A 14,319-nucleotide genomic window follows, 5' to 3' on the forward strand; every position below is an offset into this window, starting at 1 on the left:
AGTTATCCTTATCTTAGCGACGCTTATAGAGAAAGGCAGAGGGAATAGACCCGCTGAAGCCTTAGCAACCTGTCACTGGACAAGGTGCTACATTCTACTCCATAGCGAAGCGCGGAGAAAGATAAGCTGAGATCACTAGTCCTAGTGTCCTTCTCTCCAAGCAGCAGTTTTAAGGAAAGAAAATTTAACAAGTACACATTTATGTTATTAACAAACAATTTAGGTTACCCACGTGTGGGGGCTTTCCGCGAATTGAAAAAAGCTAATGAGGCATATTGGGCTAAAAAAATCAGCGCGGAAGAATTATTGCAGGCTGGGCTAAAAATCCGTGAAGGCAACTGGAAGACACAACAGGAAGCAGGCATCGACCTTATTCCTTCCAATGACTTCTCGTTTTACGACCAAGTCTTGGACTTATCGTTAACAGTGGGTGCTATTCCTGCTCGTTATAACTCATTGCTGGATAAAATCGACCGGCAGTATAACCTGGACCTATATTTTGCAATGGCCCGCGGTTTCCAGGAAGAGGGAGTTGACGTAACGGCCATGGAAATGACAAAATGGTTTGATACAAACTACCATTATATCGTTCCGGAGTTTACGAAAGACCAAACGTTTAAGCTGACATCCGAGAAATTTTTAACAGAATATAAGGAAGCAAAGGCACTGGGGATCGAAACTAAGCCGGTGTTCATTGGTCCGATCACATACTTGTTATTAGGGAAGGAAAAAGAAGCTGGATTTAACCGCATCGAGCTGATTGATAGCTTGTTGCCCGTTTACGAGGAAATCCTGGCTAAGCTGGCTGAAGCGGGAGCACAATACGTGCAGATCGATGAGCCCTTCCTGGCATTAGACATCGACGACTCGACGCGTGCGTTATATGGAAAGGTGTTTGAGAAATTGGCCGCTGCAGCCAAACATATCAAATTAATCGCTACGACATATTTCGAGGCCCTTCGCGATAACGAAGAGACGGCGCTCAATCTGCCTGTTCACGCACTTCATCTAGACCTCGTCCGTGGAGAAAACCAGTTAGACACTGTTTTAAGTAAAGTTCCGGCATCACTCACACTTTCCTTAGGCGTTGTAGAAGGCAGAAATATCTGGAAAAACGATTACGAAAAGTCGTTGGCCAAAATTAACCAGGCTGTGAATGCGTTAGGTGCAGACCGTGTTTGGGTGGCGCCGTCTTCGTCTTTACTACACGTTCCTTTTGATTTGGATAATGAGGATAACGAAGAATCCCTTCCGGCAGAAGTAAAAAACTGGTTGGCGTTTGCTAAACAGAAGCTGGCGGAAGTTAAAGACCTCGCCATCTTAGCGCATGGCGAAGTAGATGCAAAGACTGCCGAGCGGTTTGAAGCGAATAAAGCCGCTGCAGAAAGCCGTCGGACCTCCCCGTTAATCCACAGACCTGAAGTAAAAGAGCGTGTTAACAATATCACTGATGATGATGCGAAGCGTACTTCTCCTTTCGCGGCTCGTAAGGCGGCCCAGCAGGCGAAATTCAACTTGCCTCCTTTCGCGACAACCACAATAGGATCTTTCCCACAAACAAAGGATGTACGTAAATGGAGAGCCGACCTTAAAAAGGGACTCATCTCTCAAGAAGAATACGATAAAGAAATCGCAGAGGAAACAGAAAGAACAATTCGCTTACAAGAAGAGCTTGATATTGACGTCTTAGTACACGGCGAATTTGAGCGCAATGACATGGTGGAATATTTCGGCGAGCAATTAGCCGGTTACGCTTTCACGAAGAACGGCTGGGTACAATCGTATGGATCACGCTGTGTGAAGCCTCCTGTGATCTATGGAGACGTTTACCGTCCCGCTGATATGACAGTCCGTTGGTCCGCCTACGCCCAGTCGTTGACGAACCGTCCTGTAAAAGGTATGCTAACCGGTCCGGTAACCATATTGCAATGGTCTTTTGTGCGTAACGATCAGCCTCGCTCTACAACGACCTATCAGATTGCGCTGGCAATCTTAGACGAAGTTCAGGCGTTAGAAAAGGCAGGAATCAAAATTATCCAGATTGATGAACCCGCTATCCGCGAAGGTCTTCCGTTGCGTAAGGCTGACCAGCAAGACTACCTGAACTGGGCTGTACGTGCCTTCCGGGTGTCATCTTCTAATGTAGACGACGATACGCAGATCCATACGCATATGTGCTACTCCGAGTTTAATGACATTATCCAGGATATCGCCGCGATGGACGCCGATGTAATTACGATCGAGACTTCCCGTTCTCAGATGGAACTGTTAGACGCTTTTGCCGGCGACTTCAAGTATCCGAACGATATCGGCCCCGGGGTCTACGACATCCACTCACCCCGCGTTCCGAGCACCGAAGAGATGGTCGATCTATTGCGTAAAGCAAAAGCGGTTGTCCCAGCTGAACAGCTTTGGGTGAATCCTGACTGCGGATTGAAAACACGTGCATGGCCAGAAACCAAAGCGGCGCTGGAGTCGATGGTAGAGGCTGCGAAAATCCTGCGTGCAGAGACCAACTAAACGTTAAGATTAGTATTATAAAATAAGGTGAACGGCCCGGCAGTATTCTGCTGGGCTGTTTACATTTTTGCCGTTTCGTGGCGAGCGAACCAACGCCCCCGATTCCTACTAGGCTAGCAGGTGGCCCGTGCAAGCAACCCGTCTCCCCCGACGCTGCATAAAAATGAGCCGCAGCCTCAACATTTTTTATATTCTGTTGTTCTCTATAAAGGAAGAGCTGGTAAATACACGTGTTCGTAGCGACGGCGTTTGAGACGGAAATTTACAGACGGAATTAATAGGCATAAAGTGCTATGGTTTCTGAAAAATAAAACGATGTTGAGCTCACCCAATCAATGGAATATGCACTTATAAAAACGGTTATATTATGAAAAGATTCTCTCATGTTATGTTGTTTGTCTTCGCTGTGATGACATTAACAAGTTGTGAAGTTATTGGCGGCATATTTAAAGCGGGCGTATGGTCCGGCGTTATCCTTGTCGTCCTTGTCATTGCACTTATCATCTGGATCATCGCCCGCATGGCCGGGGGTAGAAGACGCTAACAGCAGGCGCGCCAATTTTTCGTCAGGTATGCACAAAGCTTCTTTAAAATCCTATTTTTAAGTCAAAAAACAGATGTATCGTATCACTTGTCTGGCTTTGATCATTTTGTGTCTTGGTTTTCATGGAGCAATGGGCCAGCAGGGGTATCCAAAGCCAAAAGCTAAAAGCCTGCTGTTCTACATCCAACATAACCGGGGACATAATACGTACCTTTATCAACTTAATGTTGCCAGCAAGGGCGGGCTTGATCAGGAAAAACCTATCAAGGTCTCTAGACAGCTGTTCGACAAAAACGGGGAAATACGCCCACTTACCGATATACAGCGGCGCTTTGCCTATGGTGTGAAAACACGGCGGCTCGATGACCAAAGTTTCTCCTTCGTCCTGGCAGCGTATCCGGAGCAGGAGTTTTTGCTTAAAATTATTTCCCCGGGACAAGGCGCCGTTTATACTGTTGTGAACGGGACAAAGATGAAGCTGGACAGGTTGTTTTTGGTGCAGAAAGACGGGACCTCCGGTCTAGGAACCAAGCTGGACTACATCCTGTTTCAGGGCGTGCGGGCCGATGGAAAACCCGTGACGGAAAAGTTCGTTCCCCAATAACAACTGTCCAGGGTAACAGCTTTTTGACAACTTCTCTTACTATTTAACATGTTTTTTACAAATCCACATTGATTCCGTAACTTTCCCTTAGTAGCTTTGTCCCGCATGCTACTTAAACTGGTTCATTATTTTGTCCTGCTGAGTTATATAAACATCATCGCCTACGAAGGCGGAGAGGGCAATGCCGTGCATAGCGACGACTCGCTACTGAACGGAGAATCGTTGTTGGAGTTTGTTTTAGACGATGTGCTCGACCTTCCTGTCGACGAGGATGCGAAAGATGTGGAGATCCGCTATGACGAGTACAGGGCGCTCTCTTATCAATATTTTGTTTTACCTGTATTTGTTCTGTTTCTAGGTACACTATTTAGTCTTAGACAGGTAGAAGAACGCATCAAACACCCGGTATACGATGGGAAGAAACGTCAGATCGTACCGGGCTACTACACCTTTCTCTATAGATTAAAACCCTTTTAATCTTTTTACTTCCTATCATCCCTATTTCCAGGGTAACCCTTGCTGACATAGCTCCTGTCGACAGAAGCTGTGTTTGATACGTTGTTTTTTATCAATTCATTTAAACAGTTTTATAGTACATGAAGATAGTTTCATTGGCGCTCCCTATTGTGGGGCTGACGCTAGTTGCAAATAGTTGCACCGTTAAAAGTACCGAAAGCAAAGCCGAGTTGGCCAAGCAAGTCCCTGTCGTGAACCTCACCATAATGGATACGACGATTTATAAAGAATATATCGCCGATATTCAGGCCAAAAGGAATGTCGAGCTGCGCTCTCGCCTAAGCGGCTTTTTAGAAAAAATTTATGTAGACGAGGGGTCCATGGTAAGGCAGGGGCAGGTGCTCTTTAAGATGAACGATGAGGAGTATAAAGCGGATTATGCGAAAGCTGAAGCTGCCCTGAATATTGCGATCGCCGAAGCAAAAAAGGTAGAACTGGAAAAAGAACGCACAAAAAAGCTAGTCGATAAAAATATCGTATCCAAAACCGAGCAGGAACTGATCGCGGTGCAGCATAACGCCGCTTTATCGAAGGTTGAGGAAGCGAGGGCCGTACTTAATCAAGCCAGAACCAAACTCTCGCAAACATTAATAAGAGCACCCTTTAATGGCCGTATCGACCGGATTGCCCTGAAAGCGGGGTCGTTACTCGAAGAGGGATCTTTGCTCACCACCATTTCTGATCTAAGCGAGCTCAACGTATACTTTGACATAACCGAATCGGAGTACCTGAACCTAGCCAGCGATTCGGGGTTCAATAGCGCCAATTTCAAAAGGGAGGTTAAACTATTTTTGGCTAACGGACAGGAGTATCCGTTTAAAGGTATTGCGCAGATCGTCGAGAGCGAATTTGAGCCGAACACCGGTTCGATTTCTTTACGGGCAAAGTTCCCCAACACGGGGGTGCTCCTAAAACATGGAGCGTCCGGTAAAATAGGTGTTCCCATTTCGACGGGGAGCACCCGGTTTGTCCATCAGAAATCGGTTTTTGAGATTCAGGACAAAACTTATGTGTATGTACTGAATGCTGACGGAACAGTCAAGATGCAGCCCTTCCGCGCCGGGCAGCGCGTCGGCCACTATTATATTGTGGAAGATGGGCTGAAAGATGACCAGCGCATCGTCTTTGAAGGCGTGCAAGGCCTTCGCGATGGAATGAAAGTGCAAGCCATAGACAGAAAGTAGTAAAGCGATTAACAAACCGAATTTAGCAGACAATTTCATGTTCGAAACATATATCAGACGACCGGTCTTATCCCTGGTAATATCTTTATTTATCACCTTACTCGGGGTGCTGGCACTATTTACTTTACCGATTACGCAGTTTCCGGATATTGTGCCGCCGTCGGTCGTCGTGACGGCGAATTACACCGGTGCCAATGCGGAAGTAAGCACGAACGCTGTTGCGATACCGCTGGAGAAAGCAATAAACGGGGTGGCGGGGATGACATCCATGAATACCGTCACAACAAATAACGGAACAACACTCATTCAGATAGCATTCAAGGTTGGCGTAGACCCCGATATCGCTGCGGTAAACGTTCAAAACCGTGTGACGACAGTATTGGATGAGCTTCCTGAAGAAGTTATCCGCGCGGGTGTGACAACGGAGAAGGAAGTGAACAGTATGTTGATGTATCTTAATATTTATACTTCAGACGAAACTGCCGACGAACGCTTCATCTATAACTTCACAGACATCAATATACTCAAGGAACTAAAACGTATCGAAGGGGTGGGGTTCGCCCAGATTATGGGCATGAGAGACTATGCCATGCGCGTGTGGCTGAAGCCCGACCGTCTAGCTGCCTACGAAATCTCTACAGATGAAATTATCGAGTCGCTCCGCCGTCAAAATATAGAGGCAGCACCGGGGCAAACAGGCATTAGCTCCGACAAAACAGTAAATATGCAACAGTATGTGTTGCGTTATCCCGGCAAGTTTACCGAGCCTGAAGAGTACGCCAATATTCCCATCCGCGCCAACGCCGACGGCTCCATCATTCGGGTACGCGATATCGCAGATGTCGAATTCGGTTCCTTGGACTATGAAATGGTGTCAAAGACCGACGGAAGACCGTCGGCCTCGATTATGCTGAAACAGCTGCCGGGATCTAATGCCCAGGATGTCATCCAACGTGTTAAGGACCGGATGGAAGAGTTAAAAAGTGAAACGTTTCCTCCCGGCATGACCTATACCATGGGGTACGACGTCTCCCGCTTTCTGGATGCGTCCATATCCAGTGTCGTGAAAACACTTATCGAAGCCTTCATTTTGGTATTTCTGGTTGTCTTTATCTTCTTGCAGGACTTCCGTGCAACGATTATTCCAATCCTCGCGGTCCCTGTCAGTTTGGTTGGAGCGCTATTCTTTATGCAGCTAATGGGTTTTTCCATAAACCTATTGACATTATTTGCACTGGTACTGGCCATCGGTATCGTGGTCGATAACGGTATTGTCGTTGTCGAGGCTGTCTTTGCGAAGATGGAGGAGGAACATCTACCCCCAATGGAAGCAACATTAGCAGCAATCAAAGAAGTAGGCGCCGCCGTAATCGCGATAACGCTCGTCATGTCGGCGGTGTTTGTGCCGGTGGCATTTTTATCCGGCCCCGTTGGTATATTTTATAGGCAGTTCTCCTTAACATTGGCATCCGCGATCGTTATTTCCGGAATTAATGCCTTGACGTTGACCCCCGCGCTATGTGCGCTTATCTTACGTTCGCCACACGATAAGAAAGAATCGAACAGTTGGCTCGCGACCTTCTTCCGGAAGTTCAATGCTTCCTACGACCGGACCGCAGGCAGATACAAGACGCTGTTGTCCAAAATTGCCGGAAGGCGTGTGATCACAATGGCGTTGTTGGCCGTGTTCTTTGTGAGCACGTGGGGAGTAAGCACCATATTACCTTCTGGATTTATCCCGACTGAAGATCAGGGTATGATTTACGTGAGTGTGACGACACCGCCGGGAGCTACGGTCGACCGCACAGAACGGGTGCTTGACGAGATAGACGAAATATCACGTAGCTTAGAGCCCGTGGAGACCGTGTCTACGCTCGCCGGCTACAGCATTCTGACCGAGGTTTCGGGAGCTTCCTATGGAATGGGAATGATCAACCTCAAGAGCTGGAGCGATCGGTCGCAGACAATCGACGATGTCATGGCCGAGCTCCGCGAAAAGACGGCCCACATTGCTGATGCCGAAATAGAGTTCTTCCCGCCGCCAACGGTACCGGGATTTGGTAATGCTTCGGGCTTCGAAATGCGTCTGCTCGACCGGAGCGGTAATGAAGATCTGGGGCAGACCGCCCAGGTGCTGCAGCAGTTTTTGTCCGATCTGACCGCCTCAGAAGCTATTGAAAGTGCTTCCTCCAGCTTTGATGTAAGCTTTCCACAATATATGCTGGAGATTGATTACGATATGGCAGCAAAGAAGGGGATATCGGTAGAAAATGCAATGAACACATTGCAAACGTTAATGGGAAGCTTTTATGCGACAAACTTTATCCGTTTTGGCCAAATGTATAAGGTGATGGTACAGGCCGATCCACATTATCGTCAACGTCCGGAAGACGTATTAAATCTGTTTGTGAAAACCAACAGCGGAGAGATGATTCCGTATTCTTCGTTTATATCCATGAAACGCATCTACGGACCCGAGCAGATCACACGGTATAACATGTTTACGTCCGCAATGATTAACGGACAGCCGGCCCCTGGATACAGTACCGGTCAGGCTATCGAAACGGTGCAGAAACTGGCCGAACAGCTGCCCAAAGGATACAGTATAGAATGGTCGGGAATGACGCGTGAGCAGGTGATCTCCGGAAACCAGGCTATTTATATTTTCGCTTTATGTCTGGTGTTTGTTTACTTATTGTTGGCAGCGCAGTATGAAAGCTTCTTGTTGCCTCTTCCAGTGATTTTGTGTCTGCCGGCGGGGGTATTTGGCTCCTTCCTTTTCCTGAAATTGTTTGGTCTGGAAAACAATATCTATGCCCAGGTGGCACTGGTCATGTTGATCGGACTACTCGGAAAAAATGCTATTCTCATAGTCGAGTATGCTGTGTTAAAGCAGAAGCAGGGGATGGGTATTATACAGGCCGCTATTGAAGGAGCTTATGCCCGTCTTCGACCGATTTTGATGACTTCCTTTGCTTTTGTGGCAGGATTGATTCCCCTTATGCTCGCTTCCGGCGCCGGCGCCATTGGCAATAGGACTATAGGTACGGCTTCGGTGGGCGGAATGGTTATCGGTACCATCCTGGGTGTCATCGTTATTCCGGGACTGTTCGTGCTGTTTTCCAAAAAGCGGAAGCAGAAAAGAGGAAAAGCAGCTTCTGTTGTTACCCTACTGATTGCCGTAACGCTCGCAACCTCTTGTAACCTTCCTAAGGATGTAAGCCGTGAAGCACATACGGCGATGCCGGAATCCTTTCCGAAAAGTAGCGTTGAAGGCGATACAGGGACCGTTGCCCGCGAGTCCTGGCGCAACGTGTTTATTGACCCACATCTGCGTACACTTATTGACTCGGCACTGCTTTATAACTATGACCTCCAGCAGGCAATAAAAAGGATCGAGATTGCGCAGGCAAGTTTTAGGCAGCGTAAGGCGGCCCTGCTGCCCAGCTTGGACCTTGCCGCTGAAGCGGGCCTGAGAAAATATGGGTTCTATACGGAGGCGGGAATCGGAAACTACGACTCCAACTTCTCCAATAACCTGAAGCCAGACGAAAAAATTCCTGAGCCGGCCGTTCCGGACTACTTCGTCGGTGTGCGCGCCTCCTGGGAGCTCGACCTTTGGGGAAAAATAAGAAACCAGAAAAATGCCGCGTTCAATAGTCTGCTGGCCGAAAATGAAGCTCGTAGATTGGTCGAAACCGAAATTGTCACCAATATCGCATCGGCGTACTTCGAATTGATGAGCCTCGACGCCAAAATCCGCGTGTTTGATAATAACATAGCGTTGAATGAACGGGCGCTGGAAATCACAGAGTTCCAGAAGGAAGCCGGCCGGTCGTCGCAACTCGGCGTGCAGCAGTTTAAAGCATTTTTAGCTAGCTCGAAGGCTGAACGGGAGAAAGTCAAGCAGGAAATTACGGTTTTAGAACATCATATCAATTACCTTACCGGGCGTTTCAATACAACGGTCGAGCGTTCAGAAAGCTCATGGGGTAAACAGCGGCTATTCCATAAACTGGAAGTCGGAACACCTTTCCAGATGTTGGCTTTGCGTCCGGATATCCGTGAAGCAGCATTCCTGCTGCAAAGCGCGGAGCACGACGTAAACGCTGCTAAAGCGGCGTTCTTGCCCACAGTGGTGCTGTCGCCATATGTTGGTTTGCAAACCTTTAGTTTTAATAAGCTCGTGGATTTTGATAAGTCGTTGGCGTACGGCGTGTTGGGGGGGCTTACAGCACCGGTTTTTAACAGGAGGCAGCTCCAGACACAGTATGAAACTTATCGGGCGACTTACGGACTGAGCTTTTTGGAATACGAAAAGCGGGTGCTAAACGCTTATAACGAAGTTTCCAACGCTGTAAAAACGCAAGAGCATATACAGAAACGCGAAGCACATATCCAAGAGCAGGTGGATGCACTCAAAGGTGCCGTGGACGCAGCGAACGAGCTGTTTGTGGCGGGCCGGGTCTCCTACCTGGATATTATAACAGCGCAAAAGGATGCTATCGCTGCCGAGCTGGACGAGGTGGAAATCAAAAAAGAAGAACTTCTTAACGAAATAGTGATTTACAAAGCGCTGGGAGGTGGATGGCAATAGCTCCCCTCTTAAAAAGTCTGCCCCCGTGGAAATAGACACTTCCGCGGGGGCAGATTAAAAATGCGAGCTTACAACCTCAGTTTAGCTAACCAATAACTTATAACCTTTGCCGTGTACGTTGACAATCTCGACATTTGGGTCTTCTTTGAGGTATTTACGTAATTTGCTCAAGAAGACGTCCATACTCCTGCCGGTAAAGTAGTTGTCGTCATGCCAGATTTTTACGAGAGCCTCTTCCCGGGTAAGGACATCGTTTTTGTTCAGACACAACAGGCGTAGTAGCTCGGCTTCTTTAGTCGACAGCTTCTGCTGTTGTCCCTTGTACGAAATAATCTGGCTCGTATAATCGAAAAAATAATCGCCAATTTCAAATTTGTCAGCAATCTCCTCCTCTTTGTCCTTCGATACGCGTTTTAACAACGCGTTGATCCGGAGGAGCAGTTCCTCCACCCGGAATGGTTTCGTAATATAATCATCACCGCCAAGTTCGAAAGCCTGGGTTTTATCTTCCATCATCCCCTTCGCCGTGGCATAAATAATAGGAACCTCTTTATCCATCTTCCGTATATCCTTGCCCAACGAGAACCCATCTTTCTTTGGCATCATGACGTCGAAGATACATAGATCAAACTTGTCCTTCCGGAAAGCTACTAACGCCTCGTCGCCGTCCTGACATAAGGTAACGTCAAATTTTCCTTTTAATTCCAAGTAGTCTTTTAGAAGCTCGCCCAGGTTGGGGTCATCTTCCGCTAATAATATTTTTTGCATATGAACAATCAATTTTTGTACTGATCAAGATCGGCTCCTCTCAATGGGAAAGTTAACTCAAAGATTGTGCCTTTGTCTTTTTCACTCTTTACCTGTATTTTTCCGTTAAGGCGCTTGACGATATCGTGGACGTAACTTAAACCCAGTCCAAAACCTTTAACGTTGTGTACGTTGCCCGTCGGGATACGATAAAATTGGTCGAAAATCTTTTCTTTCTGATCCTTGGTCATTCCCATCCCTTTGTCGGCTATCGTGATCACGATGTTGCTCTTGATATTGAATGTTTTAACCGTAATATCAGGGGCACCTTTGCTGTACTTTATCGCGTTATCCACTAAGTTAAAGAAAACGTTAGAGAGATGCAATTCGTCGCCAACCACAAGGTCCTGTGTAGCCGAGATGTCCGTGTGCAAAATGCTGTTCGCCTTTTGCAACTGCAGATTCATGCTGTCCAAAACGCCCAGTACCACCGCGTTGATATGAACGTCAACTTTTTCTATTTTGAGATTTTCTTTCTCCAGACGGGCGATATTTAAAACGCGCTCGATATGGTTGCCGAGCCTTACATTTTCATCGTATATAATGTTCGCTAACCGGTTGACACGCTTTTCGTCGGATGCGATTTCAGGATCCCGCAGAGACTCGCTGGCAATCATGATTGTTGCCACGGGCGTTTTAAACTCATGGGTCATGTTGTTCATAAAATCGGTCTTCATCTCCGAAATCTTCTTCTGTTTGAAAATAATGCTGAGCGTATAGGAAAAAGCACCGATAAGCAGTGCTAATAATGCCACCATCGGGAGGAGCATATAGCTCATGGTATTTTGGATGATGGACGACTTATTCGGGAAATATACGGAAAGTAGCCCCGGAGAACTGCCGAGGTCGTTCTCGAAAAGCTTGGTAGTATACTTGGCAAACTTCTTCTTGCTTGTTGGATCCGTGCTTTGCAGTGTTTCATAGATGACCAAGCTGCGGTCGTCGCGGATTTCCATGTTAAAGGGCACGTAAATTTCTCTCTTCGCCAGCTCGGCATCAAGTTCTGCCTTGATGAACTTCGTGTTCAGACGCTCCCTAAAAGGTTTTTTGGACAACTGTATGCTGGACTCTACGTCTTTTAGAATGTCCCGGCTTTTTCCACCGATTACAGCAAGCGTGTCAAATAAGCTCGTCGCAGTCTCCAGCTTCCGAAGATTGAGCTGGTCAAGCTGCCGCTCTAAAGTGTGCAGCTCTGACGCGATCTCCGCGTTCGTCCGGGGAATGAGCGTGGCTGTCTGAATGGCTTCAACAGCGCCGTTCCGGAAGTAGGGGATAACAAATCGGGTACTATCGTCCTTCGCCGGTACCATCGGAATTTTCCGCTTCGCAGTGAGCTGGATATCGGTGTCAAAATAGCCTTCTCCGACATACTTGTTAATGACGTTGAAGTCAATGAGCTCCTGGTAGCGCTTTCTCTTGACATATGTCTCGTAAAAAGCGTTATTGACATAAATAGCATTTGGGAATAAGGCCATGAGGTTCTCTTCCGACTCCCGGTATCGTTGTTGATACGCGAACTGCTGGGCCTGCAGTTTTTTTATGCGTTCCTGGATACGTAACTGCTCCGCCAAGACATTTTCCTTATGCTGACGGATAGCTTGGTCTGCCTTATATTTCTCCTGGTTTAAGCGCTCCTGCTCCTTTGCGAAATCAAATATCTCCCTTTTTTCAATCTTCGCTGCAACAGATGCCAAAGCCGCGGTCACCGCCTCGTCGAAAAGCTGCGATTTTTGCCGATACGATTCCCGCACAAAATAGTACTGCATAGCCATTACTCCTATCAGGACTATTGACATTAACCAGATAATCAGAGTAATACTGCGTTTCTTCATTCTTCGTTACAAAAATAGGGACGAATGCCGCTAACAGGGCGCCGTTTAACACAATTTAACAACGCTTCTTTTAAATAGCAAACTAAATCGTTACATTTATAAGGCGGATTATTTGTGCTATCCATATAATCATCGGGCGTCACCGTCCGTAAGGCGCGGTAAATGAAATATGTTTTAACTTAAAGATCTATGAAACGTATATCAGCTGTAATGTTCTGTTTGTCGGTAGCGCTGGCAAGTTATGCGCAGGAGGGCGGAAAGGATACAATCGAAGGGCGTGCTGGGGATAATTCGGTCCCGGCTGCCGTTCCGAACGAGCCTCTTCTGTCCAACCGTGTGGTACCCATCGATTCTGTATTTAGCCCACGTACGCCGGCCGTGCCTATTCCCACCGTAAAGCCTGATCCCGCGCTTTCCTATAAAATGCCGGTAAAGAAGTTGACCGGAGAAAACCTTGCGCCAATGCCGGGAACTGAGCCTCTAGATTTACTTGATAAAAAACGTATCACTCCGCCGGATTCCGCGCGGTCGGACTCCCTGAAGACACTAAAACAACTTATACATCCGGCGAGGTAAATAGCAATGCTGACAGGAAAAAAGGACGCACACCGACGCGTCGGCATCGGTGTGCGGGCGCTCCCTACATCTTTAGTCCTATTTCCCGCAGCCGTTCGTCTAAATATTGCCCGGCGGTATAATCGTCGTACATCTTGGGGTGCTCTTCTGATATACAGGAGTCCAGGCAGGCTAAACTCATGGACGACTTTGGATGAAGGAAAAAAGGAACGGAATATCGCGAGGTCTTCATGAGCTCTCTGGGCGGGTTGACAACCCGGTGGGTGGTCGATTTCAACTTGTTGTTTGTTAAACGCTGCAGCATGTCGCCTACGTTTACAACGATATCTTCGCCCTTCGCTCTGATGGGGAACCACGAACCATCTTTTGTGAGTACCTCCAGTCCATCGGCGCTGGCTCCGATTAATAGCGTGATCAGGTTAATATCTTCGTGGGCTCCAGCACGTACGGCATCATCGGGGATGGCATCAGGGTTCTCAATTGGAAAGTAATGTATGGCACGGAGAATCGAATTGCCATTCACAACGAACGGTTCGAAATAGTCTTCCTCCAGTTGTAGATAGGCGGCAATAGCTTTCAACAGGTCCCGCCCCGTATTCTCCAGCTTCTTATACACCTCGGCTGTGACCTCATTGAAGCGGGGAAGTTCCTCTACGATAATATTATCCGGAAAGTCAGCTTGGGAATAGTCTTCTCCGACGACCGTCTGGCCCCTTTGCCAAAACTCCTTAAGGTCAGGTGTGTTCGCATCCTTCGCCTTTTCTTTTCCTCTGGAGGTGTAGCCGCGTTGGCCCGCAAGATCTGGAAATTCGTACTTTCTTTTTACGGCCTCGGGGAGGTCGAAAAACGCCTTTACCACAGCGTAAAGCTCGTCAATCAGCTCTGGCGACAAACCGTGATTAGCAACGGTTACAAATCCGGTTTCATTAAAAGCTTTTCCGATGTCCTGGATGAACTGCGTACGCTGCGCGCTGTCGCCTTGTGTGTACTGCAGTAAATCTAGCCTAGGTATATTTACTATTGCCATATGTTGTAGAATTTAGTCGTAAAGTTAACGTATTAATCCTCGCTTATAGCGTTTCCCTGTGCATAAGAGAAGGAGTTTTTGTTTTAAATATAAGAAAATCAGGAGAGAAAAG

10 protein-coding genes and 1 riboswitch are annotated in these 14,319 nt (G+C 47.4%); of the genes, 7 read left to right on the forward strand and 3 right to left on the reverse strand.

What is annotated here, in order from left to right:
- The first annotated feature begins 20 nt into the window (after positions 1-20).
- Positions 21-128: riboswitch (SAM riboswitch) on the forward strand.
- Between the two features lie 73 nt (positions 129-201).
- The 6 genes from metE (at position 202) to BC792_RS07755 (ending at position 9,965) form a co-directional block, all read left to right on the forward strand.
- Positions 202-2,520, forward strand: a complete 2,319-nt coding sequence (metE, locus tag BC792_RS07735; protein ID WP_148908421.1) for a 5-methyltetrahydropteroyltriglutamate--homocysteine S-methyltransferase — start codon at positions 202-204, stop codon at positions 2,518-2,520.
- Positions 2,521-2,887: 367 nt separating this feature from the next.
- Positions 2,888-3,064 carry a hypothetical protein gene (locus BC792_RS18325; RefSeq protein ID WP_170249988.1) on the forward strand — a complete coding sequence of 59 codons (177 nt, stop codon included), beginning with the start codon at positions 2,888-2,890 and terminating at the stop codon, positions 3,062-3,064.
- 73 nt (positions 3,065-3,137) lie between these two features.
- Positions 3,138-3,668 carry a DUF4833 domain-containing protein gene (locus BC792_RS07740; RefSeq protein ID WP_148908422.1) on the forward strand — a complete coding sequence of 177 codons (531 nt, stop codon included), beginning with the start codon at positions 3,138-3,140 and terminating at the stop codon, positions 3,666-3,668.
- A 105-nt stretch (positions 3,669-3,773) separates the two neighbouring features.
- Positions 3,774-4,145, forward strand: coding sequence for a hypothetical protein (locus BC792_RS07745; protein WP_148908423.1), 372 nt, complete (start codon positions 3,774-3,776; stop codon positions 4,143-4,145).
- 119 nt (positions 4,146-4,264) lie between these two features.
- Entirely contained in the window at positions 4,265-5,368 is a 1,104-nt protein-coding gene (locus tag BC792_RS07750) for an efflux RND transporter periplasmic adaptor subunit (RefSeq protein ID WP_148908424.1), read from the forward strand.
- A gap of 37 nt (positions 5,369-5,405) precedes the next feature.
- Positions 5,406-9,965, forward strand: a complete 4,560-nt coding sequence (locus BC792_RS07755; protein WP_148908425.1) for an efflux RND transporter permease subunit — start codon at positions 5,406-5,408, stop codon at positions 9,963-9,965.
- Positions 9,966-10,046: 81 nt separating this feature from the next.
- On the opposite strand, the gene BC792_RS07760 is transcribed toward BC792_RS07755, so the two are convergent.
- Together BC792_RS07760 and BC792_RS07765 are read right to left on the reverse strand one after the other, a co-directional pair.
- Positions 10,047-10,733 (reverse strand): response regulator transcription factor, encoded by a 687-nt coding sequence (locus BC792_RS07760; protein WP_211357495.1) that lies wholly within the window; start codon positions 10,731-10,733, stop codon positions 10,047-10,049.
- A gap of 8 nt (positions 10,734-10,741) precedes the next feature.
- Positions 10,742-12,538, reverse strand: coding sequence for a sensor histidine kinase (locus BC792_RS07765; RefSeq protein ID WP_246154911.1), 1,797 nt, complete (start codon positions 12,536-12,538; stop codon positions 10,742-10,744).
- Positions 12,539-12,793: 255 nt separating this feature from the next.
- Between BC792_RS07765 and BC792_RS07770 the strand changes: the two genes are divergently transcribed.
- On the forward strand, positions 12,794-13,180 hold the full coding sequence (locus tag BC792_RS07770; protein ID WP_148908427.1) for a hypothetical protein: 387 nt from the start codon (positions 12,794-12,796) through the stop codon (positions 13,178-13,180).
- Between the two features lie 64 nt (positions 13,181-13,244).
- On the opposite strand, the gene BC792_RS07775 is transcribed toward BC792_RS07770, so the two are convergent.
- Positions 13,245-14,207, reverse strand: coding sequence for an isopenicillin N synthase family dioxygenase (locus BC792_RS07775; RefSeq protein ID WP_148908428.1), 963 nt, complete (start codon positions 14,205-14,207; stop codon positions 13,245-13,247).
- Between the last annotated feature and the right edge of the window lie 112 nt (positions 14,208-14,319).

The sequence above is a fragment of the Sphingobacterium allocomposti genome (assembly GCF_008124885.1).
Classification (GTDB): Bacteria; Bacteroidota; Bacteroidia; order Sphingobacteriales; family Sphingobacteriaceae; genus Sphingobacterium; species Sphingobacterium allocomposti.